This is a genomic window from Caulobacter sp. 73W, assembly GCF_041021955.1.
GTDB lineage: Bacteria > Pseudomonadota > Alphaproteobacteria > Caulobacterales > Caulobacteraceae > Caulobacter.
The window spans coordinates 569,348-594,940 of record NZ_CP158375.1 but is presented as its reverse complement, the minus strand read 5'-3'; the positions used below and the strand labels follow the sequence as shown (position 1 = coordinate 594,940).

The 25,593-nt window shown below is 67.7% G+C and carries 24 protein-coding genes and 1 tRNA gene; 13 read left to right on the top strand and 12 right to left on the bottom strand.

Annotated elements, in window-relative coordinates; translation table 11 throughout:
- Positions 1-10: 10 nt before the first annotated feature.
- Complete coding sequence (apaG, locus tag ABOZ73_RS02850; RefSeq protein WP_369060551.1) at positions 11-442, bottom strand: Co2+/Mg2+ efflux protein ApaG; 432 nt, start codon at positions 440-442, stop codon at positions 11-13.
- Positions 439-1,623 (bottom strand): O-succinylhomoserine sulfhydrylase, encoded by a 1,185-nt coding sequence (gene metZ, locus ABOZ73_RS02845; RefSeq protein WP_369060550.1) that lies wholly within the window; start codon positions 1,621-1,623, stop codon positions 439-441. Before metZ ends, apaG begins: the two co-directional genes overlap by 4 nt.
- Before the next feature lie 145 nt (positions 1,624-1,768).
- Between metZ and ABOZ73_RS02840 the strand changes: the two genes are divergently transcribed.
- The 5 genes from ABOZ73_RS02840 to pstS all read left to right on the top strand — a co-directional run bounded on the left by ABOZ73_RS02840 (position 1,769) and on the right by pstS (position 7,157).
- Complete coding sequence (locus ABOZ73_RS02840; RefSeq protein ID WP_369060548.1) at positions 1,769-2,785, top strand: 2'-deoxycytidine 5'-triphosphate deaminase; 1,017 nt, start codon at positions 1,769-1,771, stop codon at positions 2,783-2,785.
- Positions 2,786-2,989: 204 nt separating this feature from the next.
- Positions 2,990-3,421, top strand: a complete 432-nt coding sequence (locus ABOZ73_RS02835) for a hypothetical protein (RefSeq protein WP_369060547.1) — start codon at positions 2,990-2,992, stop codon at positions 3,419-3,421.
- A 19-nt stretch (positions 3,422-3,440) separates the two neighbouring features.
- Positions 3,441-3,635 (top strand): helix-turn-helix transcriptional regulator, encoded by a 195-nt coding sequence (locus ABOZ73_RS02830; RefSeq protein WP_369060545.1) that lies wholly within the window; start codon positions 3,441-3,443, stop codon positions 3,633-3,635.
- 144 nt (positions 3,636-3,779) lie between these two features.
- Positions 3,780-5,936, top strand: coding sequence for a DEAD/DEAH box helicase (locus ABOZ73_RS02825; RefSeq protein WP_369060543.1), 2,157 nt, complete (start codon positions 3,780-3,782; stop codon positions 5,934-5,936).
- 165 nt (positions 5,937-6,101) lie between these two features.
- Complete coding sequence (pstS, locus tag ABOZ73_RS02820) at positions 6,102-7,157, top strand: phosphate ABC transporter substrate-binding protein PstS (RefSeq protein WP_369060541.1); 1,056 nt, start codon at positions 6,102-6,104, stop codon at positions 7,155-7,157.
- A 69-nt stretch (positions 7,158-7,226) separates the two neighbouring features.
- Here the strand turns inward: pstS and ABOZ73_RS02815 are convergent, their stop codons facing one another.
- Positions 7,227-7,715: an Lrp/AsnC family transcriptional regulator gene (locus ABOZ73_RS02815; protein ID WP_369060539.1), complete on the bottom strand. Its 489-nt coding sequence runs from the start codon at positions 7,713-7,715 to the stop codon at positions 7,227-7,229.
- Positions 7,716-7,832: 117 nt separating this feature from the next.
- Between ABOZ73_RS02815 and ABOZ73_RS02810 the strand changes: the two genes are divergently transcribed.
- Entirely contained in the window at positions 7,833-8,762 is a 930-nt protein-coding gene (locus ABOZ73_RS02810) for a DMT family transporter (RefSeq protein ID WP_369060537.1), read from the top strand.
- Positions 8,763-8,843: 81 nt separating this feature from the next.
- Entirely contained in the window at positions 8,844-9,350 is a 507-nt protein-coding gene (locus ABOZ73_RS02805; protein ID WP_369060536.1) for an ASCH/PUA domain-containing protein, read from the top strand.
- 352 nt (positions 9,351-9,702) lie between these two features.
- On the opposite strand, the gene ABOZ73_RS02800 is transcribed toward ABOZ73_RS02805, so the two are convergent.
- From ABOZ73_RS02800 to ABOZ73_RS02790, 3 genes are all read right to left on the bottom strand, one after another.
- Positions 9,703-12,027 carry a PAS domain S-box protein gene (locus tag ABOZ73_RS02800; RefSeq protein WP_369060534.1) on the bottom strand — a complete coding sequence of 775 codons (2,325 nt, stop codon included), beginning with the start codon at positions 12,025-12,027 and terminating at the stop codon, positions 9,703-9,705.
- A 573-nt stretch (positions 12,028-12,600) separates the two neighbouring features.
- Complete coding sequence (locus ABOZ73_RS02795) at positions 12,601-13,593, bottom strand: TonB-dependent receptor plug domain-containing protein (RefSeq protein ID WP_369060533.1); 993 nt, start codon at positions 13,591-13,593, stop codon at positions 12,601-12,603.
- Positions 13,594-13,991: 398 nt separating this feature from the next.
- Positions 13,992-14,066, bottom strand: a tRNA-Gly gene (locus ABOZ73_RS02790).
- 123 nt (positions 14,067-14,189) lie between these two features.
- Between ABOZ73_RS02790 and ABOZ73_RS02785 the strand changes: the two genes are divergently transcribed.
- Complete coding sequence (locus ABOZ73_RS02785; protein ID WP_369060531.1) at positions 14,190-14,789, top strand: HD domain-containing protein; 600 nt, start codon at positions 14,190-14,192, stop codon at positions 14,787-14,789.
- Positions 14,790-14,793: 4 nt separating this feature from the next.
- Here the strand turns inward: ABOZ73_RS02785 and ABOZ73_RS02780 are convergent, their stop codons facing one another.
- Positions 14,794-15,144 carry a hypothetical protein gene (locus ABOZ73_RS02780; RefSeq protein ID WP_369060530.1) on the bottom strand — a complete coding sequence of 117 codons (351 nt, stop codon included), beginning with the start codon at positions 15,142-15,144 and terminating at the stop codon, positions 14,794-14,796.
- A gap of 157 nt (positions 15,145-15,301) precedes the next feature.
- Positions 15,302-16,648 carry an N-succinylarginine dihydrolase gene (locus tag ABOZ73_RS02775; RefSeq protein WP_369060528.1) on the bottom strand — a complete coding sequence of 449 codons (1,347 nt, stop codon included), beginning with the start codon at positions 16,646-16,648 and terminating at the stop codon, positions 15,302-15,304.
- Positions 16,649-16,702: 54 nt separating this feature from the next.
- Here ABOZ73_RS02775 and ABOZ73_RS02770 point away from each other — a divergent pair, with 54 nt between their 5' ends.
- The 5 genes from ABOZ73_RS02770 to edd all read left to right on the top strand — a co-directional run bounded on the left by ABOZ73_RS02770 (position 16,703) and on the right by edd (position 22,423).
- Positions 16,703-17,332 carry a LysE family translocator gene (locus tag ABOZ73_RS02770; RefSeq protein ID WP_369060526.1) on the top strand — a complete coding sequence of 210 codons (630 nt, stop codon included), beginning with the start codon at positions 16,703-16,705 and terminating at the stop codon, positions 17,330-17,332.
- 1 nt (position 17,333) lies between these two features.
- Positions 17,334-18,308 (top strand): acyltransferase family protein, encoded by a 975-nt coding sequence (locus tag ABOZ73_RS02765; RefSeq protein ID WP_369060524.1) that lies wholly within the window; start codon positions 17,334-17,336, stop codon positions 18,306-18,308.
- A 143-nt stretch (positions 18,309-18,451) separates the two neighbouring features.
- Positions 18,452-19,915 carry a glucose-6-phosphate dehydrogenase gene (zwf, locus tag ABOZ73_RS02760; RefSeq protein WP_369060522.1) on the top strand — a complete coding sequence of 488 codons (1,464 nt, stop codon included), beginning with the start codon at positions 18,452-18,454 and terminating at the stop codon, positions 19,913-19,915.
- Complete coding sequence (gene pgl, locus ABOZ73_RS02755) at positions 19,908-20,597, top strand: 6-phosphogluconolactonase (RefSeq protein WP_369060520.1); 690 nt, start codon at positions 19,908-19,910, stop codon at positions 20,595-20,597. Before zwf ends, pgl begins: the two co-directional genes overlap by 8 nt.
- 8 nt (positions 20,598-20,605) lie before the next feature.
- Positions 20,606-22,423: a phosphogluconate dehydratase gene (gene edd, locus ABOZ73_RS02750; RefSeq protein WP_369060518.1), complete on the top strand. Its 1,818-nt coding sequence runs from the start codon at positions 20,606-20,608 to the stop codon at positions 22,421-22,423.
- Positions 22,424-22,572: 149 nt separating this feature from the next.
- Here the strand turns inward: edd and ABOZ73_RS02745 are convergent, their stop codons facing one another.
- The 4 genes from ABOZ73_RS02745 to ABOZ73_RS02730 all read right to left on the bottom strand — a co-directional run bounded on the left by ABOZ73_RS02745 (position 22,573) and on the right by ABOZ73_RS02730 (position 25,546).
- Positions 22,573-23,112, bottom strand: coding sequence for a Crp/Fnr family transcriptional regulator (locus ABOZ73_RS02745; protein WP_369062473.1), 540 nt, complete (start codon positions 23,110-23,112; stop codon positions 22,573-22,575).
- Between the two features lie 413 nt (positions 23,113-23,525).
- A complete protein-coding gene (locus ABOZ73_RS02740; protein WP_369060516.1) occupies positions 23,526-24,581 on the bottom strand; it encodes an SDR family oxidoreductase in 1,056 nt (351 codons plus the stop codon).
- Between the two features lies 1 nt (position 24,582).
- On the bottom strand, positions 24,583-25,083 hold the full coding sequence (locus tag ABOZ73_RS02735; protein WP_369060515.1) for a pyridoxamine 5'-phosphate oxidase family protein: 501 nt from the start codon (positions 25,081-25,083) through the stop codon (positions 24,583-24,585).
- A 61-nt stretch (positions 25,084-25,144) separates the two neighbouring features.
- Entirely contained in the window at positions 25,145-25,546 is a 402-nt protein-coding gene (locus ABOZ73_RS02730; RefSeq protein WP_369060513.1) for a DUF983 domain-containing protein, read from the bottom strand.
- Positions 25,547-25,593: the final 47 nt, after the last annotated feature.

Sequence of the window (25,593 nt, the reverse complement as noted above, 5' to 3'; positions counted from 1 at the left end):
CGCCTCCGGCTCAGTTCATCCGCTTGCGGGCGTCCGGCATGTGCAGGGAAAACTCGGGGATCATCGCCTCGAACACGTCGCCGGCCTCGGTGATCATCTGATAGGCGCCGCGCATGGTGCCCGACGAGGTGGGCAGGGGGCAGCCGGAGTTGTAACGGAACGCCTCGCGGGGCTTCAGCTCGGGCTGCTCGCCGATCACGCCGATGCCGCGCACTTCCTCGACGCGGTTCATGGCGTCGGTGATCACCCAGTGACGGGAGACGAGCTGGACCGTCTCCTCGCCATGGTTCTCGATCTCGACCATGTAGCCCCAGAAGTACCGGTTGGCGTCGGGGTCGGAGTGGCCGGGCATGTAGTCAGCCGCCACGCGCACGAGGATGTCGCGGGTCTTGGTCTCATAGACCGGGGCGTCGATCTTGCGCTTGTGGCGGATGCGTCTCATGCGAGGTCGAGGGCCCTTTCGACGTCGCGCGCCAGGTCCTCCGCGTCCTCCAGACCCACGGACATGCGCACGCAGCCTTCGGTCACGCCGATGGCGATGCGGTCCTCGTCGCTCATCGAGCGGTGGGTGGTGGTGGACGGGTGAGTGGCCATGGATTTGGCGTCGCCGAGGTTGTTGGAAATGTCCACCAGCTGCAGCGCGTCGAGGAACGCCCAGGCCCGCTCGCGCGAACCCAGATCGAAGGCGACCAGATTGGAGAACCCGGTCATCTGCTTCCTCGCCACATCCGCCTGCGGATGGTCCGAACGACCCGGATAGAAGATTCGCTGGGCCTTTTCATGGTTACCGATGATGTCGGCCAATTTGGCGGCGGTCGCGGTCTGGGCGCGGACGCGCAGGTCCAGGGTCGCCAGGCCGTTCAGGTGCAGCCAGGCGTTGAACGGCGAGATGGCCGGCCCGGTGTGGCGCAGCAGGTCGCGGTAGGCCTCGTCCATCAGCTCCTGGCTGCACAGGATCGCCCCGCCCAGGACGCGGCCCTGGCCGTCGATGTGCTTGGTGGTCGAATAGACGACCACGTCGGCGCCCAGTTCGAGCGGCTTCTGGAAGATCGGCGTGGCGAAGACGTTGTCGACCACCACCTTGGCGCCGACGGCGCGGGCCAGCTTCGACACCTCCGCGATGTCGGTGATCTCCAGCAGGGGATTGCAGGGGGTCTCGATCAGCACGGCCTTGGTGTTGGGGCGGAACGCCGCCTCCCAGGCCTTCAGGTCGGGACCGTCCACATAGGTCACCTCGACGCCGTAGCGCGGCATCAGGGTCGACAGGATCCAGCGGCAGGAGCCGAACAGGGCGCGGCCGGCCACGATGTGATCGCCCGCCTGGACCAGACCCTGGAGGGCGACGTGGACCGCCGCCATGCCCGAGGCAACGGCGCGGCACGCCTCGGCGCCTTCCAGCAGGGCTAGGCGTTGCTCGAACATGGCCGTCGTCGGGTTGGCGTAGCGGCTATAGACGAAGCCCGGCTCGTCCCCGGCGAAGCGGGCGTCCGCCCCATTGGCCGAATCGTAGACGAAGCTCTGGGTCAGGAAGAGGCCCTCGGCCGTCTCACCCCAGGGGCTGCGCATCAGGCCGCCCCGGATCAGCTTGGTCGCTGCGTTCCAGGATTTCGGATCTTCGGCCATGACGGGGCTCCTCAGTTTCGTCGCGCGGAGAAAGGCTTACACCCATCGCAAGGTCAAGCCGAACGCGCCTGTCGCGCCTTCGAGGAAAACTCGTCACAGACCAAGCCTTGCCTTCGGCGCGCGGTGCGGCGAGTGTCGCCGTCCAATGACCGACACCCTTGCCGCAGGCATCCTTCCCTGCCAGTCCATCGAGGACCTGATCGCCCGCGAGGCGATCACTTCGCTCACCGCTTTCAATTCCAACCAGGTCCAGCCGGCCAGCCTCGACCTGCGGCTGGGCGTGCGCGCCTGGCGGGTGAGGGCCTCGTTCCTGCCGCGCGGCCGCACGGTGATGGAGCGCCTGGACGACGTGAAGATGCACGAGCTCGACCTCGCCGCCGGCGCGGTATTGGAGCGGGGCTGCGTCTATATCGCCGAGGTGCAGGAGCGCTTGCGCCTGCCGGCCGGGATTTCGGCACGGGGCAATCCGAAAAGCTCGACCGGCCGGGTGGACGTGTTCGTGCGTCTGCTGACCGACCGGGGCCTGACTTTCGACGACGTCGAAGCCGGCTATGACGGCCCGCTCTATATCGAGATCGCGCCGCAGACCTTTTCCGTCTTGGTGCGGGCCGGCACGCGCCTGAACCAGCTGCGCCTGAAGCAGGGCGAGCCGCCGAAGCTGGAGACCCGCAGCGTCGGTGTCGACCTGACCGCCGACGTGGCCGGTTTCCGGGGCCGCCGCCACGCGGGCGTTGTCGATCTGGACAAGGTGGACGGCCACGATCCCCGCGACTTCTGGGAGCCGCTGGAGCCGCGCCGGGGCGAGCTGCTGCTCGATCCGGGCGAGTTCTACATCCTGGCGTCCAAGGACAACGTGCAGATCCCGGTGCTGCAGGCCGCCGAGATGACCCCCATCGACCCGTCGGTGGGCGAGTTCCGGGTCCACTACGCTGGCTTCTTCGATCCGGGCTTCGGCACGGAGGAGGCGGGGGCCGTCGGCTCGAAGGGCGTGCTGGAGGTCCGCAGCCACGAGACCCCCTTCCTGCTGGAAGACGGCCAGATCGTCGCGCGGCTGGTCTATGAGCCGCTGACCGCGCGCCCGACGCGTCTGTACGGCGAGGATGGCTCGCACTACCAGCGCCAGGGCCTGAAGCTGTCCAAGCACTTCAAGGTCTGGAAGTAGGGACTTTGCGTCCTTCGAGACGCGGGCTTGCAGCCCGCTCCTCAGGATGACGGCTTCAGTAGCAACCTAAGCTCGTCATGCTGAGGAGCGCGTCAGCGCGTCTCGAAGCACGCAAGGCATGATCGCAGGTGGGGTTCTGTAAAGCGAGCTTGACTCCATGCGTTCCGTGATGACAAGTTTCCTTGTCATCAGCGGAGCCGGGTCATGCTTCTTCGTAGGTCGCTTGTGTCCGTGTTGGCTCTCGGCGCTCTCCTGGCGTTCGCGGTGGGGTTCTTGTTCGGGACCAAGGACGCGGGGGCGCAGGTCTCGCCCATCCCGATTGCCGTCCTTCTGGTGTTGTTGTCCGTCGTGAACGTGGCGGCTTTGCGCCTGTCGTGGCGCTGGTGGAAGACCGCCGATGAAGCCGTGCGCCAGGCTCACATGAGCGGTTATTTCCACGGCGGATCATTGGCGGCGTGTGTCGCCCTCTGCATCGCCGCAATTCTACTGGCCGCACCATCTCTGGCGGCCCCGCTAGGGACCGCTCTTGGTGGCCCGGGCGCGGTTTTCGCGGCGGGAGCATTCTTTTTCTTCGTCCTTCAATTGATCGGCTACGGCGTCGGCTGGGCGGTCTGGTGGCTGCGCGCCAGCCGATGACGTCATTCAGAGCAGATCGATGAAGAACCGGCTCAAGGTCCTGCGGGCCGAGCGGGACTGGAGCCAGGCGGATTTGGCGGCGCGGCTGGAGGTGTCCCGCCAGACGGTCAACGCCCTGGAGACCGGCAAGTACGATCCAAGTCTTCCCCTGGCGTTCAAGATCGCGCGGCTGTTCGAACAGTCCATCGAGGCGATCTTCCAGGACGAGGCTTAGGGCAGGGCAGGACTCAACGGCGCACCCCATGGCGCGGGGCGCCGTTTTCTGCTATCAGCCGCCACATCCAAAGAATTCGCCCGGGTTTTCGAGCGTCGCAATCTGGCGGCGCGCCTTGCGCGTTCGACCCGGCCAAGGACTACCATGAGCTTTCCCCCGACCCATCCGGCCCTTGCGCGCGCCCTCGCCGCGCAGGGCTATGAGAACCCGACCCCGATCCAAGCCGCCGTGCTGGAAGCCGACGCCGAAGGCCGCGACCTGCTGGTCAGCGCCCAGACCGGCTCGGGCAAGACGGTGGCCTTCGGCCTCGCCGCGGCGCCGAGCCTGCTGGGCGACGACGAAACGTTCGGCCCCGCCGCCGCGCCCCTGGCCCTGGTCATCGCTCCGACCCGCGAACTGGCCATCCAGGTCGAGCGCGAACTGACCTGGCTGTACGCCCAGGCCGGCGCCCGCATCGTGTCCTGCGTCGGCGGCATGGATCTGCGCAAGCAGATGCGCGACCTGAACTTCGGCGCCCACATCGTGGTCGGCACGCCGGGCCGCCTGCGCGACCACGTCGAGCGTGACCGCCTGGACCTGTCGGAGCTGCGCGTCGTCGTCCTCGACGAGGCCGACGAGATGCTCGACATGGGCTTCCGCGAAGACCTGACGTTCATCCTGGACGCCGCGCCGGAAACCCGCCGCACCCTGTTGTTCTCGGCGACCATCGCGCGCGAGATCGCCAACCTGGCCAAGACCTATCAGCGCGACGCCCTGCGCATCGACACGACCAACAAGGACGTGCCGCACGGGGACATCGAGTATCGCGCCATCCGCTGCGCCCCGAACGAGGTGGAGCATGCGGTGGTCAACGTCCTGCGCTTCTTCGAGTCCCCCGGCGCCCTGGTGTTCTGCAACACCCGCGACGGCGTTCGTCACATGCACGCCCGCCTGCGCGAGCGCGGCTTCTCGGTCGTCGGCCTGTCGGGCGAACTGACCCAGAAGGAACGCGCCGACGCGCTGCAGGCCCTGCGTGACGGCCACGCCCGCGTCTGCGTCGCCACCGACGTCGCCGCGCGCGGCCTGGACCTGCCCGACCTGGGCCTGGTCATCCACGCCGATCTGCCGGTCAACCGCGCCACCCTGCTGCACCGTTCGGGCCGTACCGGCCGCGCGGGCAAGAAGGGCGTCTCGGTGCTGATCGCGCCGTACACCCGTCGCCGCAAGGCCGAGATGCTGCTGGACGCCGCCGCCGTCGAAGGCGTGTGGGAGAACCCGCCGACCGCCAACTCCATCCGGGCCAAGGACAAGACCCGGATGCTGTCCGATCCGCTGCTGACCGAGACGGCCAGCGAGGACGACCTGGCCATGGGCCGCGCCATCCTGGAAAGCCGCTCGCCTGAAGAGGTCGCCGCCGCCCTGGCGCGCGTCTACCGCTCGCGTCTGCCGGAACCGGAAGACATGTTCGCCGATGGCGGCACGCAGGAAATCCGCCGCGGCGACCGTCCCGAGCGTGAAGTCCGCGAGCGCCCGGCGCCCGAGGACGTGGTGTGGTTCCGCGTCAATGTGGGCCGCGCCAAGAACGCCGACCCCAAGTGGCTGATCCCGCTGATCTGCCGTCTGGGCCACGTCCTGAAGAAGGACATCGGCTCGATCCGCATCTTCGATCGCGAGACCAAGTTCGAGATCACCAAGGAAGCCGAGCCGAAGTTCTCGGCCGCCGTGGCCGCGACCTCGGAAGACGACATCCGCATCGAGCCGACCACCCCGCCGGCCGCCCGCAGCGAAGGCCCGCGTGGTCCGCGCCCCGAGCGCAAGTTCGACGGGCCGCGTCCGGAACGCCGCTTCGACGGTCCGCGTCCCGAGCGCCGCGAGCGTCCCAAGTTCGATGGTCCGCGCCCTGAGCGCGCCGAACGTGGCGAACTCCCGGAACGCGCCTTCGACCGTCCGCGCGGCGATAAGCCCCGTTTCGACGGCCCGCGCGACGACGCTGGTCCGCGCAAGCCGTATCGCGGCCGGGAAGAGGGCGACTTCAAGCCGAAGGGCGAGTTCAAGCCCAAGCGCGATTTCAAGCCGCGCGGCGAATACGACCCGCGCGATGAGAAGCGGCGCAGTGAGTACAAGCCCCGTGAGGATCGCGGCGACAGCTTCAGGAAGCCCGACTTCAAGGGCAAGTCGGACTTCAAGGCCAAGGGCGAGTTCAAGGGCAAGAGCGACTTCCGCAAGGATGACCGCCCGCAGACCAGCTTCACGCCGAAGACTGGCTTCAAGGCCAAGCCGGACGGCTTCAAGAAGCCGTTCAAGAAGGGCCCGCGTCCGTAAGGACGGAGCCGCCGGGCGGTTCGCATAGCTTTGTGACAATTGTCACGAAACTGTCGTGAAACTGCTCTAGGGACGTCGCGAGGCGGGTTGGTTTGAGGCGCTAAGGATCAGCGTCCGGGCCACTAGCCCTGCGATCCCAGAGCGCTTCACACGAGGTTTCCGCCAATGCGCGCCAAGTCGATCCTTCTCACCCTCGCCGTGTTCGCCGGCGCCGCGACCCTGGCCGCTTGCGGCAAGTCCGACGACGCAGGCAAGTCGCCCGGCGCCATGGCTTCGGGCGCGGGTCTGTCGGGCGCGGGCGCCACGTTCCCGGCGCCTCTCTACGCCAAGTGGGCGGAAGACCATCGCGCCGAGACCGGTGTCGCCATCAACTACCAGGCCATCGGCTCGGGCGGCGGCATCAAGCAGATCAAGGCCAAGACGGTCGACTTCGGCGCCACTGACAAGCCGCTGAGCCAGGCTGACCTGGACGCCGCCGGCCTGTTCCAGTTCCCCACCGTCATCGGCGGCGTCGTGCCGATCGTGAACCTGCCGGGCGTGGCCGCTGGTCAGCTTAAACTGAGCGGCGCCCTGCTGGCCGACATCTACGCCGGGACCGTCACCAAGTGGTCGGACCCGAAGATCGCCGCCCTGAACGCCGGCGTGAGCATCCCCAACCTGCCGATCACCGTGGTTCACCGCGCCGACGGCTCGGGCACGACCTTCCTGTTCACCACCTACCTGTCGGCCAGGAGCCCGGCGTGGAAGGACAAGGTCGGCGCCAGCGACGCCGTGTCGTGGCCGGCCGGCCAGGGCGGCAAGGGCAATGACGGCGTCTCCGCCTTCGTGCGCCAGACCCCGGGTTCGATCGGCTACGTCGAATACGCCTTCGCCAAGCAGAACAACCTAGCCCACGCCCAGCTGCAGTCCAAGGACGGCTCGACCTTCCTGAACCCGAGCGCCGAAAGCTTCGCCGCCGCCGCGGCCGGCGCTGACTGGAAGACCGCTCCGGTCCTGATCGATCAGGACGGCGCCGGCGCCTGGCCGATTTCGGGCGCGACCTTCATCCTGGTCCAAAAGCAACCTGCCAACGCCGCCAAGCAGGCCCAGGTCCTGAAGTTCTTCGAGTGGGCCTACGCCAAGGGCGACGCCTCGGCCTCGGCGCTGGCCTATGTGCCGCTGCCGGCCGAAGTGAAGGCCCTGGTGCTGGAGCAACTGAAGGCTCAGGCCCCGGCCGCCTAAGGTCCATAGGCCTCGCGAACAAACGATCCGCCGGAGCCCGCGCTCCGGCGGATTTTTTGTGTCCGGCGGTCAGCTGATCGACAGCTCCATGCCGGTCTTGACCCGGTCGAGCGCGATCAGGGAGCTGTAGTGATCCACGAGCTCGTTCTCGGCGAACAGGCGGCGGGTCAGCCGCTCATAGGCGGGCATGTCGCGAATGACGATCACCAGGACGAAGCTGACCCCGCCGGTCACGTAGTAGCACTGCTGCACCTCGGGCGTGTCGCGGAACAGGGCCCTGGCCGCATCGACCGTCGCCGCCCGCTCGTCCCGCAGGCGCACCTCCACCAGGGAGGTGATGGCGAGGGACAGGGCCTCCGGCTCGATGATGGCGACGTTGCGGGCGATGACGCCACTGGCCTCCATGGCGGCGATCCGGCGTTGGACCGCGGCGGCCGACAGGCTGACCTGCTCGGCGATGACGCGCTGGGGCGTCTTGTTGTCCTTCTGGATCAGCCGGAGGATGGCGCGATCGAAGGCGTCGAGGGTTGGCGGGGCGTTGTCGCGTGAAGCGGCCATCTGGCGAGCGAATTCCTCGTTCAGGCGTCCAATCTAGGGCGCTCGGATTATCTGGCCGATGATATCCCTCATCACATGACGCTGCACCTTTCCCAGAACACGAAAGCGCGACCGATGATGTCCGGCGTCCTCCACGGCGCGGGGGCGGGCGCCTTGTGGGGCCTGGTGTTCCTGGTGCCGGCCTTGGTGAGCGACTTCCGTCCCCTCGACCTGACGATCGGGCGCTACCTCGCCTACGGCATCATCTCCGCCGCCCTGATCGCACCGCGCCTGGGCCGTCTGCTGCCGAGGATCGGCAGGGCCGAGTGGTTGGGCCTGCTGTGGATCTCGTTCATGGGCAACATCGTCTACTACCTGCTGCTGTCGGCGGCGGTGCAGATGGGCGGCATCGCGATGACTTCGCTGGTCGTCGGTTTCCTGCCCGTCGCGGTGACGATCATCGGCAGCCGCGACAAGGGCGCCGTGCCCCTGCGCAAGCTGGCGCCGTCCCTGATGCTCTGCGCCCTTGGGGCGGTCTGCATCGGCTGGCAGGCCATGGGCGCGCCGGCGTCGGGATCGCAGACGAAGCAACTGATCGGGCTGGCCTGCGCCATCGGCGCCCTGGCCGCCTGGACGATCTTCGCTGTCGGCAACAGCCGCTGGCTGGCGCGGCTGGACGGGGTGTCGGCCCAGGACTGGAACCTGCTGACGGGCGTGGTCACCGGCGCCCTGGCCATCATGCTGATCCCTGCCGCCGTTGTCCTGCCGTCCAATCCGCACGGCGGGGAGGACTGGCTGCGCCTGGTAGGCACATCCATCGGCCTGGCCGTGTTCGCCTCCATCATCGGCAATGCGTTGTGGAACCGGATGAGCCAGCTTCTGCCGCTGACCCTGGTGGGCCAGATGATCCTGTTCGAAACCCTGTTCGCCCTGATCTACGGCTTTGTCTGGCAGCGCCGCCTGCCGGCCCCGCTGGAGGTCGTCGCCTTCGCCATCGTGGTGCTCAGCGTCGTCACCTGCATCGCCGCGCACCGCAAGCCGGCCGGAGGCGACCAGAGCCCGGCGTGACGCTCCACCTGATTTTTTGCGTCGGCGGGGTGACGGGAAGGGGAGAATGAGGCTAGCAAGCCGCCTTTAGGGAGCCCCGCCATGACCCGCCACGAACTGAAGTGCTGGCCCGACTACTTCGCCGCCATCCGGGCCGGGACCAAGACGTTCGAGATGCGTCGCAATGATCGCGGCTTCCAGCTCGGCGACATCGTGGTGCTGCGCGAGTTTGACCCCGCCACCGACGACTATACCGGCCAGACCGAGGAGCGGCAGATCACCTATCTGCTGTCGGAAGAGGGCTTCGGCTTTATCCACGGTTGGGTGGCCATCGGTTTTGGCCGGGTGCCGCACGCCACCGACACGCCCTTCGACGAGACCCTGACCGCCGAGGCCCTGGCCCAGTGGCACGACCAGCAGGCCCGCAACGCCGCCCAGCGCGCGGAAGGCGCCCGCCAGACCGCCGCCGGCTACGCTCGTGACGCCGAGGTCCAGGTCGCTCTCAAGGCCTCCGTCGTGCGTTTCGAGACGATGGCCGAGGCCGGCGAAGCGGACGCCCGCTTCCATTCCGCCGCTTCGCGCCTGGTCCGGGCCGGCAAGGCGCACTGAACCCCTGACCTCGCCGCGTCGTCCATTCATCGACGGTATCGCCGCCCACGCTTGACAGCGTTGTCATGGCGGGTTCAACATCACCCTCAACCGGCCCAAGAACGCCGGCAGGAGGACTGTTGGAATTCGTCACCAAGGACGGCTTGCCCGCCGCGCATCGATGCAGCGGCGGCTTTTACGACTGACATGGTGATCACGACACCGGCGCGGGCGCGCCGTCGTCATCCTGACGGAGCGGGCTGACCCTTTCAGTCCGCACCGGCGGGGTTCTTTCTGAAACATCTCGTCTGACGAGCGGCTTCAGAATCTCCTCTGCGTGACTAGGGCGGCGCTGTCCTGCGCCGCCCTTTCTTTATCCAGCCTTGCCGGCCAGGGCGTCGCGCAGGGCGGTCAGCAGGGCGACGCCGGAGATCGGCTTGTCCAGCCGCCCGTCGAAGCCGGACCCCGCCGTCGCCTTCACCCGCCGGTCGCCGGAGAAGGCCAGGATCGGGGCGTCGCGGCTTTCGCCGCCCTTCTTGATCGCCTGGGCCGCTTTCTGACCGTTCATGGTCGGCATGTGCATGTCCATGATGATCGCGGCATAGCCCGTGCGCGCGGCCATGGCGGTCGCCATCTCGCCGTCCACGGCCTCGTCCACCAGCACGCCGTAGGGGACGAGGAGGGAGCGGACCAGGGCGCGGTTCGGCTCGTGGTCATCGACGACCAGGATGCGGGCGTCGGGATCGAAGCGAATGTCGGACGGTGTGAAGTCGTCGGTCAGGCTTTCGCCCGCGGGCAGGACGAACCAGAAGCGCGAGCCCTCATTCTCGACGCTGTCGACGCCGATCTTGCCTCCCATGGCCTCGACCAGGCCCTTGCAGATGGCCAGGCCCAGGCCCGTGCCGCCATGCTTGCGGGTCGAGGTGCCGTCCACCTGCGAGAAGCGCTTGAACAGGTTGACCAGCTTGTCCGCCGGGATGCCGGCGCCGGTGTCGCTGACCGACATGATGACGACCGAGCTCTGCGGCTCCCAATCCGCGACGATCTCGACCTGGCCGGCGTCCGTGAACTTCACCGCGTTGCCGATCAGGTTGACCAGGACCTGGCGCAGGCGGTCGGGGTCGATGTTGATCTCGGCGGGGGCGGCGTCCTCCACGGTCAGGCTGATCGCCAGCCCCTTGGCCGCCGCCTGGGAGGCGAACATGTCGTGAATGTCCGACAGGAAGGTCCGCGTCTGGGTCGGCTGGCGATGGATCGCCACTTGGCCTGCCTCCAGCTTCGAATAGTCGAGGATGTCGTTGATCAGGGCCAGAAGGCTCTGGCTGGCGCGGCTGATGCGGCCGGCGAAGTGGCGGGCGGAGTCGGGCAGCCCGTTCATCTCGTTCAGCAGGCGCGAGAACCCGATGACGCTGGTCAGGGGCGTGCGGATCTCGTGGCTCATGGTGGCCAGGAAATCGGCCTTGGCGGCGGCGGCGGCGTCGGCCTGCACCTTGGCGTGGCGCAGTTCGCTCTCCATCTGGATGCGGGCGGTGACGTCGCGCAGGACGTTGATCACCTCTACCGCCTGGCCCTGCTCGTTGCGCACCACGGACGGGGCGCCTTCCAGCCAGACCCAGCGGCCGTCCTTGGCCCGCACCCGGTGCTGGCGGTCGGCGGCGGCCTCGAGCATCTCGCCGGAGAACAGGGCGGCGAGATTGGCGCGGGCCTTCTCACGCTCGTCCTCGTGTATCCCGTCCAGCAGGTTGCGGCCGATCAGTTCGTGCGGCTCGAAGCCCAGCTGCCGGCAGGCGGGCGAGCAGTAGAGCATCGTCCCGTCGGCGGCCATGCGCACGATCATGTCCGTGGCGTTCTCGGCGATCAGCCGGTAGAGGCGCTCGCTCTCCTCCAGCCTGGTCTCGGCTTCCTTGCGCTGGCTGATGTCGCGGACGACATCGTGCATCTCGATCAACTGACCATTCTGGTCGAACAGGGCGCGGGGGTGCGCCTCCACCCAGACACAATGGCCGTCCTTGTGAACGCCGCGATATTCAATCCTGGCGGGGGCGGCGTCTGGACCGGCGGCGATGTAGGCGCCGAACTCGCGCGAGACGCGGGGCTGATCGCGCGGATCGATGATGGTGTAGGTCGAACCCCCGATCATCTCCTCCGGCCGATAGCCGAGCAGCGAATAGGCCGAGGGCGACAGGTAGGTGAAGATGGAGTCCGGCCGATAGATGGCGATGACGTCGGTGGCGTTCTCGGCCAGCAGGCGATAGCGGCGCTCGCTGTTCTCGGCGCGATCCAGGGCGGCCTGCTGCTCGGTGATGTCCTGGAAGACGCCGAACAGGGCGACGGGCTTGCCGGTCGTCGGGTCCGTCTCCACCGCCGAGCGGATGGAGACGATCCGCTCCACTCCGTCCGACAACCGGCGCAGGCGCCAGGTCGCGGCATAGGGCTCGTCCGACGTCTGGGCCCGCTCGACCATCTGCGTGACCTGGGCGCGGTCGTCGGGGTGATAGGCGTCTATGGCGGCGTCGATATTGGGGTCGAAGGTGTCGGGATCGACGCCGTGGATCCGATAGACCTGGTCGGACCACTCGACCTTCTGGGTGCGGAAATCCAGGCGCCAGTGGCCCACGCCGGCCAGGGTCTCCGCCAACTGCACCAGGCGCGCCGCGCTGGCTTGTCGATCAGGACTGTCCTTTAGCGTCTCGGGCACGGCGAAGCCTCGGTTCAAGAGCCGAGGCTACACGCACAGCGCGATTTTCCCCAAGCACTTCCAGCCCGCCGCGACCCTTTGCCCAAAGCGGAAACGGGACGACGGACCTTTAGAACTCGATATCCCGACTGGCGACGAATCCAGGCAGCCGGTTCCGGCCGCGTTCAGCAGCAGGCCTTGCTGGATGCGGGCCTGGCTGGTGTCGCCGAGCAGCGACTGCGAGCCGTGGGTGTTGCCGTACTGGATGTACGTCTCCCAGGAGCCGTTGATGGAGTTCGGTCGCCCCGCAGGCCCAGTTGGGTCTGGAAGCCGTAGAAGTTGAACTCGTTGATGCGGGGCCGACATCGGTGAGGCGGCGGTTGAAGACGCCGGTGACGGTGTCGAAGATACCGTCGCCGTCCGTATCGACGTCGGTATAGGTCCCGCCAGCGGGGGACGACGCCGGGATGGTGTAAGGGGTCGTGCTGCTAAGGCCTTTCAGCGACGCCTTGGCGGCCGCGCTCAGGAACGGGTTGTTGTCCAGGGTGAACCGGTAGGTCCGGTTCCCGATCGGGGTTTCGGCCAGCTGCAGGGTCACGGCCGAATAGACGAAGTTGCCCTTGGCGAACGCCTCGATGCCCGGCGCGATCTCGTAGTGGCCCAGCGCCGTGACCGAGTAACGCTCTTGCGGCGTCTGGACGTAGTTGAGCGGCGCGAAATTATAGCTGTCGGTGGTCGCGTTGAACAACCGCACGCCGCCGCCGGTGGTGAACAGGGCACATCCGACGCCGTGCCCGCGCCGCCCGGCAGGTTCAGCGGGCGTGCGCCGGCGTTGAACCCGCAGACCGTGCCATCTGCCTGAGAAGGAGAGCCGCTGCGCAGCAGCCGATTCGGGAAGCCGGCGGCGTATTGAGCAGCGGTGGGATCGGCGTAGGCGGAGCCCAGCAGGCCGCCGCGCTTGCCTAGGGTCAGGGGCTCGCGGTCGTTGTAGCCCAGCGACAGGACCACGTTGCCCTTGCCGTCAGCGAAGTTGGCGCCGATGGTGGCGTCCACCGAATAGATCGGCGCGTCCAGGTCATCGGTGTTCTGATAGCCGGCGGTGAACTGGAAGCCTTCGAAGTCGCGCTTCAGCACGAAGTTAACGACCCCCGAAACGGCGTCCGAGCCGTAGACGGCCGATGCGCCGCCCGTGACGACCTCAACGCTGCGGATCAGGGCGGGCGGGATCAGGTTCAGGTCGACGGTGCCGGTCTGGCTGGTCGGGGTCTGCCGCTTGCCGTCCACCAGCACCAGGGTGCGGTTGGCGCCCAGGCCGCGCAGGTTCACGGTGGCCGCGCCGCCCGAACCGTTGTTCACGGTCGAGGTCACGCCCGGAACCGCTTGCGGCAGGGTGTTGAGCAGGTTCTCGGTGTTCACGATGCCCGACTGTTTCAGCTCCTGCTCGCCGACGGTGGCGATGGGGCTGGAGGAGACGAGGTCAGGGCGCGCGATGCGCGAACCGGTGACGACGATTTCCTCGATAAAGGTGTCATCCTGCGCGTGGGCCGCCGTGGCCGACATGGCCAGGAACGCCGCGTCGCAAATCATCGATGAACTCGAGCAGGCGCTCGCGTGTGGACTTGATGGTCAAATTCTTATGCTCCAGCAGCCGCGTTGAGACGGCGTGCCCTCATTTGAGAACCGGATCGATCGATGAGGCGCCGGCCGCGACCCTCGGGTGTAGGCGCTCCGCGGCCCGCAGAAGCAGGCCGACGGGCCAGCGTGATCACTGGTCCGCGAACCGAGGGTGGTGAGGAGGGGGTGCGGGTGCCGACACTATGATGCGCCAATCATCGCCATCGTGCGCATAAAGCCGGGCGTGATGCCACGAGAGTGCAAGATGATGCGCCAATGTCGCAGTTGGCGTCTCTAGTGTGTTGTAAATGCAGAATAAGTCGACTGGCGAGGCGCCTGTGAGCGGGACGCCGGGCGGTTTGCGGGGGGATTGGAGCGGCCGGGGGGAATCGAACCCCCGACATTCAGCTTGGGAAGCTGACGTTCTACCTCTGAACTACGGCCGCGTCGGCCGGGCGCGCCCGGCGGAGGCCGGAACATAGCGGATCGGAGCGGGGCCGCAAGGCGCGTTGACGCCTTGGTTCATCGGGCGCAACCTTCGGTCAAACAAGCGTATGGGGAAGCGGGCCATGGCGGACGGGCATCACGGCGAGGAGGCGCGGGCCAAGTTCCACGCCATGACCGAGGGCACGGCCGAGGATTGGGCGATCATCGCCCACGCCTCGATGGAGTTCGGCCGGGATCTGCCGACCCGGCTGCTCGCGCACCTCAAGCTGCTGCAGGGCGATTGCGGCGGGTTCGCCGTCGATCGGCTGGAGCACAGCCTGCAGACCGCCACGCGGGCCCATCAGGACGGCCAGGACGAGGAGTATGTCGTCTGCGCGCTGCTGCACGACATTGGCGACATCCTGGGACCGCGCAATCACGCGGACATCGCGGCCGCTATCGTCCAGCCCTTCGTGTCGGAGGAGAACCACTGGATGGTCGCCCAGCACGCCATCTTCCAGGGCTACTACTTCTTCGACCATCTGGGCCTGGACAAGAACATGCGCGAGCAGTTCCGGGGTCACGCGGCGTTTGAGAAGACGGCCCGGTTCTGCCACGCCTATGACCAGCCGGCCTTCGACCCGGCGTTCAAGTCCATGCCGCTGGAGGCGTTCGAGCCGATGCTGCAGCGGGTGATGTCGGCGCCCAAGCGCTCGATCTACCTGCGCGCGGCCGCGGAGTAGAACGTCAGGAGCGGACTTGAACCGGCGCCAGGTCGGCGTTGTAGCTGGCGGCGGTCTTCTTGCGGCCGAAGGACACCGGCTCGACCACATAGTCCTTGCTCTTGCGTCCCTTGCGGGCGGCGGCCTTGCGTCGGCGCGGAGTCCAGCCGGGCCTGATCAGCCGCATCAGGATCACGCCCAGGGGCGGGCTGTCGGGCGCGCCGCCATAGATCAGGGTCAGGGAGGTCACCGCCCAGATCACCAGGAAAGAGGCCAGGAAGACGAACGGCGCGAGCACCTGCATGAACTGCAGGAGGGGAAGGGCGTCGGTGAACGGGATGCGTTCGACCGGGCTGATGGCCGCGTCTAACGACACGGGCGCGCGGTCGTGCTGCTGGTCCTGCGCATGCGATCCCCCAAAATCGTCGTGCGAGTGCGGACGCGTTGAATCACGCCGTCGAGCTTAACCTTAACGGGCGTCACGATTTCATCGCAAAGCCTGCGGCGTCAAGCCTTGCGAGACCTTTGGTCTTTCAGAAATTCTGGATGGTGACCCGCAGGGCGTCCATGGCGGCGCCGGCGTGAAGCCATAGTTCGGGGTCGATCAGGTCGGAGGGGGCGATCGCCTCCGGCCAGGCGGCCTCGATCAGGGCCTCCAGCGCCTCGATCCGCCGCTCGTCCAGCAGGAAGCGCTGGTCCATCCCCGCGCGGGCCGCGTCCGGCACGGGAACGCGCAGGCGCAGGCAGGCGGGGCCGCCGCCGTTGCGCATGCTTTCGCGCACATCGACGATAACCGCGCGGCGAATGGGCGAGGGGCCGTCGACCAGCTTCTGCACCGCCGCCCAGACGGTGTTCTCCGCTTCCGCCTCGGCCGGCAGGATCAGGGCCATGTCGCCGTCCGGCAGGGTCACGAGCTGGCTGTTGAACAGGTACGAGCGGACGGCGGCCTCCAGGCTGACGTCCACTTCCTCGATGACCAGTTGCGGCAGGCGCGCCGACAGCACGTCGAACAGCAGGCCCTTGTCGTCGAAGGCGTCGGGATGGGCCAGCAGCAGGCGCTCATTGGCCACCGCCACCACGTCGTTGTGGAAGGCCCCGGCCTCGACCGCGGTGAGGGACTGGCGCGCGAACATCGCATCGCCGCCCTTCAGCCCGCCCAGCCGGGCGACCGCCTCGCTGGCGCGCCGCTGCTGGCGTTCGGGATAGCGGCCGCCGCGCGCCTCGCCGTGGACGAAGACGTTGATCCCGCGCGCGCCCTGGTTGGCGGCTAGGCGCATGTGGTTGGCCGCGCCCTCGTCGCTAAAATGCGCGCTGGCGGGCAGGGCGGGGTGGACGGCGAAGTGCGCCTCGTCACGGAAGATGGAGCGCAGGTTCCGATAGGTCTCCTCGTGCTCGAAACCGCGATGGAGCATGGTCGACAGGTTGGCGACCACCAGGTGCGTGCGGCCGTCGCCGCTGTCGGGGGCGGCGATCACCGTGGCGGCGTTGGCCGCCCACATCGCCGAGGCGGAGCTGGCGTTGCGCAACAGGGACGGATCCTCGACCGCCGCCTGGGTCAGGACCTGCACGTCGGTCCCGGAGAAGCCGAGCGCCCGCAGCGGGCCGACGGCCGGGCGGTGATGGGGCGGCAGGAAGCCTTGCTCGAGACCCAGCGCCATCAGCTGGCGCATCTTCGAGAGACCCTCCAGCGCCGCGGCGCGGGGCTTGGACACATCGCCCGCATTGCCCTGCGAGGCGACGTTGCCCAGGGACAGGCCCGCATAGTTGTGCGTCGGCCCGACCAGTCCGTCGAAATTGATCTCGCTGACGCGCACCGGCGACTCCCACGGCTGTTGTCGGTGGGCGACCAGTGCCACGGGGCGCAGGGGACCGCCACTCATGGCGTGTGGAATCTTTGGCGCGTTGCTAGAACGGGCGCATCACGGAGCGTCGCCATGACCGTCATCCAATCCCTGCTCGCCTTCACCGCCGCCGCGGCCGTCCTGACCGCCACGCCGGGTCTGGACACGGCCATGGTGCTGCGCACGGCGGCGGCGGAGGGGCCGCGCCGCGCCATATTGGCTGGCCTGGGGATCGGGATCGGCTGCCTGGTCTGGGGCGCGGCCGTGGCGGTGGGCCTGGGCGCGCTGCTGGCCGCCTCGCAGACAGCCTTCACCGTCCTGAAGTGGTCGGGCGCGGCCTATCTGTTGTGGCTGGGCGTCAAGCTGCTGCTGAAGCCGCGCAAGGCGTTCGAGATGCAGGCGGCCGAGGCGGGGAAGGGCGGCGGCGATTTCACCTGGATGCGCCGGGGTCTGCTGACCAACCTGCTGAACCCCAAGATCGGGGTGTTCTACATCTCGCTCCTGCCGCAGTTCACGCCGGAGGGCGTGGCGGCGGGGCCGTTCATGTTCGGCCTGGCGGCCATCCACTTCGTCCTTGGTCTCATCTGGACGGTGGGACTGATCGCCGCCACGCGGCCCCTGGCCAAGGCGCTGCGCAGGCCGGCGGTGGTGGCGACCCTGGATCGCCTGACCGGCGCGGTGTTCATCGCCTTCGCCGCGCGATTGGCGTTCGACCGGCGCTGACTTGCGGACCCTGCGCTCCATCCAGGCCCTGAGGGGGCTGGCCGCCCTGTCGGTGGCGGCGTTCCATGCGGCCCAATGGAGCCGGCTGGATTTCGAGATCGGCGCGGCGGGGGTCGACGTCTTCTTCGTCATCAGCGGCTTCATCATGGACGCCATGGCCGCTGAACGGCGTCAGGAGCCGGGACGATTTATCCTGCGCCGTGCCTCGCGGGTCGTGCCGCTGTACTGGACGCTCAGCCTGGCGGCGTTCGCCATAGCCTTCTTCTGGCGCGGAGCGATTCCGCGGATCATTCCGGATTGGGGGCATCTGGGCCTGTCGCTGGCCTTCATCCCGCACGTCGATCCGGACGGCTGGCCGTTCCCGCTGATCCCGCCGGGCTGGAGCCTGCATTATGAGGCGCTGTTCTATCTGACCTTCGCCTTCGCCCTGGCGTTCGCGCCGCAGTCGCGCCTGAAATTCGTGAGTACGGCCCTGGCGATGGTCTGCGTGTTCGGGGCCGCGTTCCCGCCGGCCTATCTGGTCCTGGCCAACCCCATGCTGATGGAGTTCGTGGCCGGCATGGCCCTGGCCCGAGCTTGGCGAGCGGGCGGGCTGCCGGGGGAGGGCGGGGCGACGGCCTTGCTCGTGGTGGCCTTCGTCCTGCTGGCGATCCAGCATTTCGCGGCCTTCGTGCCCGGCAACTGGCGACCGATCACCTGGGGGGGGCCGGCGCTGATGATCGTGACGGCGGCGTTGAGTTTCGAGGAGGCGCGGGTGTTTCGCCTGCCGATCCTGCAGCGGATGGGCGATGCGTCCTATTCGATCTACCTGCTTCACATCCTGATCGCGCCGTTGGTGGCGCGACTCATCTGGCCCGGTCTGCCCTGGCTTTTTATTCCGGCGATGCTGATTGTCGCGGCAGTTTGCGGCCTGGCTTGCCACCAATGGATCGAAAAGCCGTTGATCGCGGGTGCGCGCAGGCTCGCGAAAACCTGACCGCATAAAGAGAATTGGTCATATGGCGGCCTTAAGACTTAGCTCGTAACTATCGCGCCGCTTACGCGCGCGTGGGGCCTCGTAATCCGCGCGTCGATTGCGTATGTAGGACATGACAGCGTTGTCATAAGAAGGAAGAGCGCATGGCGCCGACGGGGAAATCGGAAAAGGGCGGCGAGGTTCTGGTGCTGCTGGGCGGCGGCGGGGATCTCGCCCTGCGCATGCTGCTGCCGTCCCTGTATTTCCTGGAGGCGGACCGCCTGCTGCCGGAAGGGCTGCGCATCTTCGGCGTCGCGCGGCACGAGCTGGACCGCGACGGCTATATCAGCCTGGTGCGCGAGAACCTGCTGAAGCGCGGCGGCAAGGACGACGGCGCCTGGGCCCGCCTGGTCGAGCGTCTCGACTACGTGGCCGGCGACCTGACCAAGGAAGAGGGCGCCAAAGCCCTGGCCGAGAAGATCGGCGACCATGGCCAACTGACCGTCTTCTTCGCCCTGTCGCCCAGCCTGTACGCCCCAGTGTGCGCGGCCCTGCAGGCGGCGGGCCTGACCCACGAAGATACGCGCCTGGTGCTGGAGAAGCCCATCGGCCGTGACTTCGAGACCTCGCAGCAGATCAACGAGGCCGTCGGCCAGGTGGTGACGGAGCGGCAGATCTTCCGCATCGACCATTATCTGGGCAAGGAGACGGTCCAGAACCTGATGGCCCTGCGCTTCGCCAACGTGCTGTTCGAGCCGTTGTGGAACGCCCAGTCCATCGACCACGTCCAGATCACCGTGGCCGAGACCGAAGGCGTCGGCGAGCGCTGGCCCTATTACGACGAGTACGGCGCCCTGCGCGACATGCTGCAGAACCACATGCTGCAGCTGCTGTGCCTGGTGGCCATGGAGCCGCCCTCAGGCCTCGATCCCGACGCCGTGCGCTCAGAAAAGGTGAAGGTCCTGCGCTCCCTGCGCCCATTCACGCCCGAGACCGCCGCCGCCCATTCGGTGCGCGGCCAGTATCTGAAGGGCGTGGTCGAGGGCAAGGAAGTGAAGGGCTATCTGGAGGAGGTCGGCAAGAAGACCGACACCGAGACCTTCGTCGCCCTGAAGACGTATGTCGACAACTGGCGCTGGGCCGGGGTGCCGTTCTTCCTGCGCACGGGCAAGCGCCTGCCGGAGCGGCGCACCCAGATCGTCATCCAGTTCAAGCGCGTGCCGCACTCGATCTTCGACGGGGAGGGGCGTCACGACCTGGTGTCCAACCGTCTGGTCATCGACCTGCAGCCGGACGAAGACATCAAGCTGCTGATGATGAACAAGCAGCCCGGCCTGGACGCCGACGGCATGCGCCTGCAGGCGCTGCCCCTGTCGCTGAGCCTGGCCGCCGCGTTCGGCGGTCGCCGCAGGATCGCCTATGAGCGGCTGCTGCTGGACGTGTTCAAGGGCGACCGCACCCTGTTCGTGCGTCGTGACGAGGTCGAGCAGGCCTGGGCCTATGTGGACGGGGTCGCCGACGCCTGGGCCGAAGCCGGCATCAAGCCGCAGACCTATCCGGCCGGCGCCTGGGGTCCCGCGACCTCCGACGACCTGATCAAGACGAAGGGCCGCGCCTGGAATGGCTGAGATCGAGACCTTCGCCAGCCGCGAAGCCGCCTATGACGCGGCGGCCGAGGCCATGGCCGACGCCCTGCGCGCCGGCCTGCGAGCCAAGGGCTACGCCAGCCTTGCCGGGGCGGGGGGCACGACCCCGGCTCCGGTCTATGAGCGGCTGTCGAAGGTGGAGCTGGCCTGGGATCAGGTGACGACCGCCCTGGTCGATGAGCGTTTCGTCCCCAACACCGCGCCCGACAGCAACGAGAAGCTGATTCGCGAGCATCTGCTGAAGGACCGCGCGGCGGTCGCCAAGTTCCTGCCGATGTATTCCGACGGCTCGCCCAGCGAGGCCGCGTCGGTGGCGTCCAAGTCGCACGGCAGGATCCTGCCGCTGGACGCCGTGCTGCTGGGCATGGGTGAGGACGGCCACTTCGCCTCGCTGTTCCCGGGCAATCCCGCCCTGGACGAGGGTTTGGATCTCTCGTCGCGCAAGGTGGTTCTGGCCGCGCCCGCCGGCGAGCCGGCCCCGCCGCAGACCCGCCTGACCTTCACCCTGGCCGCCCTGGTCCAGAGCCGCAGCCTGATCCTGCTGGTCACCGGCGCGGCCAAGAAGGCGGTGGTCGAGGCGGCCCTCGCCGACCCCGCGCGTTATCCCATCGGCGCCGTGCTGGCGCAGAGCAAAGCCCCTGTCCGCGTCCTGTGGGCCGCGTGAGGAAGACCATGTCCGCTCCCCTGAACAAGACCGTCGCCGAAGTCACCGCCCGCATCGTCGAGCGCAGCCGCGAAACCCGCACCGCCTATCTGGCGCAGGTGGACGCCGCGGCCGCCGCCGGCCCCGGCCGAGCCAAGCTGTCCTGCGCCAACTGGGCCCACGCCTTCGCCGCCGAGGAGGTTCAGGACAAGCTGCGGGTCATGGACCTGAACGCGCCGAACATCGGCATCGTCTCGGCCTATAACGACATGCTCTCGGCCCACCAGCCGCTGAAGCGCTATCCCGACATCATCAAGGCGGCGGCCCGCGAAGTCGGCGCCACGGCCCAGTTCGCCGGCGGCGTGCCCGCCATGTGCGACGGCGTCACCCAGGGCCGCCCGGGCATGGAGCTGTCGCTGTTCTCGCGCGAGGTGATCGCCATGGCCACCGCCGTGGCCCTGACCCACGATGCGTTCGACGCCACCCTGGCGCTGGGCGTCTGCGACAAGATCGTGCCGGGCCTGGTGATGGGGACCCTGACCTTCGGCCATCTGCCGGCGATTTTCGTCCCCGCCGGGCCCATGACCTCGGGCCTGCCCAACAGCGAGAAGGCCCGTGTCCGCGCGCTGTACGCCGAGGGCAAGGTCGGCCGTGACGAACTGCTGGCGGCGGAGAGCGCCTCCTACCACGGCCCGGGCACTTGCACCTTCTACGGCACGGCCAACTCCAACCAGATGCTGATGGAGCTGATGGGCCTGCACCTGCCGGGCAGCGCCTTCGTGCATCCCAACACGCCCCTGCGCGACGCCCTGGTGCGCGCCGCCGCCCATCGCGTCGCCGCGATCACGGGCAAGGGCGACGCGTTTGCGCCCAGCGGCCGGGTCATCGACGAGAAGGCCGTGGTCAACGGCGTCGTCGGCCTGATGGCGACCGGCGGCTCGACCAACCACGCCCTGCACCTGCCCGCCATGGCGCGGGCGGCGGGCATCCAGCTGGAGCTGGAGGACATGGACGAGCTGTCCGCGGTGGTGCCGCTGCTGGCCCGCGTCTATCCCAACGGTTCGGCCGACGTGAACCAATTCCACGCCGCCGGCGGCATGGCCTTTGTCACGCGCGAACTCCTGATCGCCGGCTTGGCGCATGAGGACGTGCTGACCGTCGCCGGCCACGGCCTGTCGCGCTTGACCCAGGAGCCGCATCTGAATGGCGAGACCCTAGTCTGGAAGGACGGCGCCCCGGAGAGCCTGGACCGCGACATCCTGCGTCCGGTCAGCGACCCCTTCCAGCACGAGGGCGGCCTGCGCCTGCTGAAGGGCGGCTTGGGCCGTGGGGTCATCAAGACCAGCGCCGTGAAGCCGGAGCATCGTACGGTGACGGCGCCCGCGATCGTGTTCGAGACTCAGGAAGACTTCCTCGCCGCCTTCAAGCGCGGCGAGCTGGACCGCGACTTCATCGCCGTGGTCCGCTTCCAGGGGCCGGCCGCCAACGGCATGCCGGAACTGCACAGCCTGTCGCCGGCGCTGGGCGTTCTGCTGGACCGTGGGTTCAAGGTGGCGCTGGTCACCGACGGCCGCATGTCCGGCGCCTCGGGCAAGACGCCCGCCGCCATCCACGTGACGCCGGAAGCCGCCAACGGCGGCCCGCTGGCCTATGTGCGGGACGGCGATCTGGTGCGCCTGGACGCCGACAACGGCGTGCTGGACATCCTGGTGGACGCGGCCGAACTGCGCGCCCGCCCGGCGGCCGTGAAGCCGGCGGACCAGCATGGCTTCGGCCGCGAGCTGTTCGGCTGGATGCGCCAAGGCGCCGGCCCGGCGGATCGCGGCGCCAGCGTCTTCTACGCCTAGCTCTTCTCCTGCCCCGCTTGCGGGGGAGGGGGACCATGCGAAGCATGGTGGAGGGGGCGCTAGCTGAGGTTCAGAAGAGCGCGCCCTCCGTCGCGTCGCTGCGCGCCGATCCACCTCCCCCCGTACGCTTCGCTACAGAGGAGGAGAGATTACTCGAACGAGATCGGCAGCAGCTTCTCGTACAGGCGACGCGAAGCGCCGTAGCATTCACAGGTCATGGCCTCTAGGCCGGCGCGGTCGAGGATGTCGACGATGCCACGGCGATAGCGGATCAGACCCTTGGCCTGCAGGGCGCCGGCCACGGCGGTCACCGTCGTGCGTTGCACCCCCAGCATGTCGGCCAGGAATTCCTGGGTCAGGCTGACGGTGTCGACGTCAATGCGGTCGTGGCAGGTCAGCAGCCAGCGGCAGAAGCGCGCCTCGACCGAATGCAGGGCGTTGCAGGCCACCGACTGGATGGCGTGGCCGAACAGGGCGTCCGAGTGCTTGTGGATCAGGGTCTGTAGCGTGGCGCTGCGTTTGACCACGTCCTGGAACTGGCTGACCCCGATGCGCGAGGCCGAGCCTGGTACCTGGACGATGGCGCGGGACAGCGAAATGCGAGGCGTGAAAGCCGTGCCCAGACCCAAGCCGCCTTCGCGGCCGATAGTCGAGGATTCGATCGCCGCTCCATTCTCCATAAGCGTCATCAAGGAAATGACGCAGTCGTGTGGAAAATAAACGGTCTCTACGGGATCGCCCGGATCATAGAGCAGGCGTCCTTTCTCAAACTCCACTTGGGTGAGATGAGCGGATACCAAGCTGTAATCGTCCGGGGGTAGGGCTGCGAGAAATCTGTTCTTCACCGGACGGCGGGTTCCTTAGCTTTGCCTGGGAATCACAACGCGACCCCCTAAGCGAGGGTTGCAAGCTATAGGTCCGCGAAATGCGGCGCCGTCAGGTAGCCGACACAAATGCCGGAAAGCGTTCGGAATGCGGAAACCCTGTGCTCGGAAAGCACAGGGTCCGCCTAGTCACGGCTATTCTTTGATTTGTCGGGTTCCCGACATTTAATCTGGGGCGCGAGAAGTCTCTGCTTCCCTGAAGGCGCGCGATTACAGCGTCACGCGGGCTCCAAGGCGCGCGTGCGCTTGCGCTGCCGACCCAGATGATAGGCCGCGCCGACGCCCGCCAGGGCGAGGGCCGCAATGCCCGCCGTGGCCAGGGGGCGCATCTGGGCGGTCGAGAACAGGCTTGTCTCGCGGACATCAGGATAATAGCTGCGCTCGCGCAGGTCCTGACCTGCGTGGTGAAGGTTGTCGTCGTTCGGCAAGCGCTTGGCCGACTTATCCTTCGAGAGCGCGGGAAGCAGCCGCGCCATCACTTGCTCCGCCAGTTGCGGCCAAGCGCTCCAGGCCAAGGTCTGGAAGAGGCCCGCGCCGCCGACCGTCATCTCCCGCACGTGGTGCTCGGCCGCGTACAGGATCGCCTGGGCGACCAAGGGCGCGGCGTAGACGGGCGGCGGGTTGCGCATCGCTTGGCCGACGTAGTTGCGCGCATGGTCCTTGTAGGGCGTGTCGATGGCGCTGGGTTTGATGTGCGTCACCGTGATCGGCGCTTTCTGCTCCATCAGTTCCATGCGCAGGGCGTTGGTGAACCCCCGTACCGCGTGCTTGGAAGCGGAGTAGGCCCCCTGAGTGGGGATGGCCACGTCGCCGAGAATCGAACCCACATTGATGATCGTTCCGCCGTGCGGGCGATTGCGAAGTTTCTCAACCGCCGCCAGGGAGCCGTGAACAACGCCCCAGTAGTTGGTGTCGAACAGCTTGCGCTGGTCATCCAGCGGGACGCGGGTGACGTCGCCAAAGATCGAGACCCCGGCGTTGTTCACCCAGGTGTCGAAGCCGCCGAACCGGTCCACAGCGCAGGCGGCCAGACGATCAATCTGTTCGGCGTCTCCCACATCCGTCACGCAATAGGCGACTTCGGCTCCCTTGCCGCGCAGGTCGGCGCAGACGTCTTTCAACGCCTCTTCGTTGCGCGCCGCGAGCACCAGACGCGCGCCACGGGCCGCCGCGGCTCGGGCCGTGGACAGCCCGATGCCGGATGTCGCGCCGGTGATGACCATGACCTGCTCGCGCAGGGGTTTTAGCTTCAGTCTTCCCCGATGTGCGTTCATGTCAGTGCAGGTCGAGGTTCGCGCGGTCGCCCATGTCGGGCTGGCTGCCCGTGACGTTGGCCTTGGCGACTTCCCAGGCGAAGCGGACCGGACCGCCCTTGGAGATCCAGATTGCGGCGTCCTCGACATCGAGGCACAGCAGGGTCAGGCGCGGATCGTCCTTGCCTTCCGGATACCAGGCGGCGACGACGGGGTTCCAGTACTTCTCGATGCGGGCGTGATCGCGCATCTGCATCAGGTGACCGCCGATACAGGCCTGGAAGTCGCCGTCCTTGGCCTGGACGGTGAACATGGCCATGGCGCCTTCCTCAACCGCCTGGGCGAGATCGGTGTCCTTGAGGGTGAAGAACCAGATCTTGCCGGTCTCGGGCTCCGCATAGGCGGTCATCGGTTGGAAATGCTCGTCCGACCGGGTCAGCCCGAGCATGCCGAAGCGAGCGTCGTCGATTTCCTTCCAAAGGCGCTTTTCGACGGCGGCCTTGTCGTTCACTTCGGTGGACATGGCGATGCTCCCTGCTGGTTGTGATCCCAGGAAGAACCGCTGGCGACAGAACGGGTTCCGGTCAGAAGGGGCCGTGCTTGCCCACGCTCTCGAACCGGGCGTCCTCGGCCTTGTGATAGAACTGCGAGGCGATCAGCCAGGCTTTCACGGGCCGCAGCGTGCCCAGGCACCCCGCCGCGAACAGGGGCAAGGTGAAGAGGAAGTGGAACCAGATCGGCGGCTGGTACGCGATCTCGATCCAGGCGAACAGGGCCATGATCGCGCAGCCGATGCCGGTCATCACGAAGAAGGCCGGACCGTCGGCCGGATCGGCGAAGGCGTAGCTGAGACCGCAGACGTTGCAGGCGGGCGCGACCTTCAGGAAGCCTTCGAACAGCTTGCCCTCTCCGCAGCGCGGGCACTTGCAGCGCAGGCCGCTGATGATCGGGGCCGGGGGCGTGTGGACGTCGTTCGGGTCGGACATGGTCTTGGCGAGCCTACAATCGAGAGCTATATGCATACAATCGGTCA

Bases quoted from the DNA above. Each gene is read 5' to 3' on its own strand.
- pstS (WP_369060541.1), top strand. From the start codon at position 6,102: ATGCGCGCCAAGTCGATCCTTCTCACCCTCGCCGTGTTCGCCGGCGCC.
- ABOZ73_RS02830 (WP_369060545.1), top strand. From the start codon at position 3,441: ATGAAGAACCGGCTCAAGGTCCTGCGGGCCGAGCGGGACTGGAGCCAG.
- ABOZ73_RS02730 (WP_369060513.1), bottom strand. From the start codon at position 25,546: ATGTCCGACCCGAACGACGTCCACACGCCCCCGGCCCCGATCATCAGC.
- ABOZ73_RS02785 (WP_369060531.1), top strand. From the start codon at position 14,190: ATGGCGGACGGGCATCACGGCGAGGAGGCGCGGGCCAAGTTCCACGCC.
- ABOZ73_RS02835 (WP_369060547.1), top strand. From the start codon at position 2,990: ATGCTTCTTCGTAGGTCGCTTGTGTCCGTGTTGGCTCTCGGCGCTCTC.
- ABOZ73_RS02815 (WP_369060539.1), bottom strand. From the start codon at position 7,715: ATGGCCGCTTCACGCGACAACGCCCCGCCAACCCTCGACGCCTTCGAT.
- edd (WP_369060518.1), top strand. From the start codon at position 20,606: ATGTCCGCTCCCCTGAACAAGACCGTCGCCGAAGTCACCGCCCGCATC.
- ABOZ73_RS02810 (WP_369060537.1), top strand. From the start codon at position 7,833: ATGTCCGGCGTCCTCCACGGCGCGGGGGCGGGCGCCTTGTGGGGCCTG.
- ABOZ73_RS02735 (WP_369060515.1), bottom strand. From the start codon at position 25,083: ATGTCCACCGAAGTGAACGACAAGGCCGCCGTCGAAAAGCGCCTTTGG.
- ABOZ73_RS02745 (WP_369062473.1), bottom strand. From the start codon at position 23,112: ATGACGCTTATGGAGAATGGAGCGGCGATCGAATCCTCGACTATCGGC.
- ABOZ73_RS02805 (WP_369060536.1), top strand. From the start codon at position 8,844: ATGACCCGCCACGAACTGAAGTGCTGGCCCGACTACTTCGCCGCCATC.
- ABOZ73_RS02840 (WP_369060548.1), top strand. From the start codon at position 1,769: ATGACCGACACCCTTGCCGCAGGCATCCTTCCCTGCCAGTCCATCGAG.
- ABOZ73_RS02775 (WP_369060528.1), bottom strand. From the start codon at position 16,648: ATGAGTGGCGGTCCCCTGCGCCCCGTGGCACTGGTCGCCCACCGACAA.
- apaG (WP_369060551.1), bottom strand. From the start codon at position 442: ATGAGACGCATCCGCCACAAGCGCAAGATCGACGCCCCGGTCTATGAG.
- metZ (WP_369060550.1), bottom strand. From the start codon at position 1,623: ATGGCCGAAGATCCGAAATCCTGGAACGCAGCGACCAAGCTGATCCGG.
- ABOZ73_RS02795 (WP_369060533.1), bottom strand. From the start codon at position 13,593: ATGATTTGCGACGCGGCGTTCCTGGCCATGTCGGCCACGGCGGCCCAC.
- zwf (WP_369060522.1), top strand. From the start codon at position 18,452: ATGGCGCCGACGGGGAAATCGGAAAAGGGCGGCGAGGTTCTGGTGCTG.
- ABOZ73_RS02770 (WP_369060526.1), top strand. From the start codon at position 16,703: ATGACCGTCATCCAATCCCTGCTCGCCTTCACCGCCGCCGCGGCCGTC.
- ABOZ73_RS02740 (WP_369060516.1), bottom strand. From the start codon at position 24,581: ATGAACGCACATCGGGGAAGACTGAAGCTAAAACCCCTGCGCGAGCAG.
- ABOZ73_RS02825 (WP_369060543.1), top strand. From the start codon at position 3,780: ATGAGCTTTCCCCCGACCCATCCGGCCCTTGCGCGCGCCCTCGCCGCG.
- pgl (WP_369060520.1), top strand. From the start codon at position 19,908: ATGGCTGAGATCGAGACCTTCGCCAGCCGCGAAGCCGCCTATGACGCG.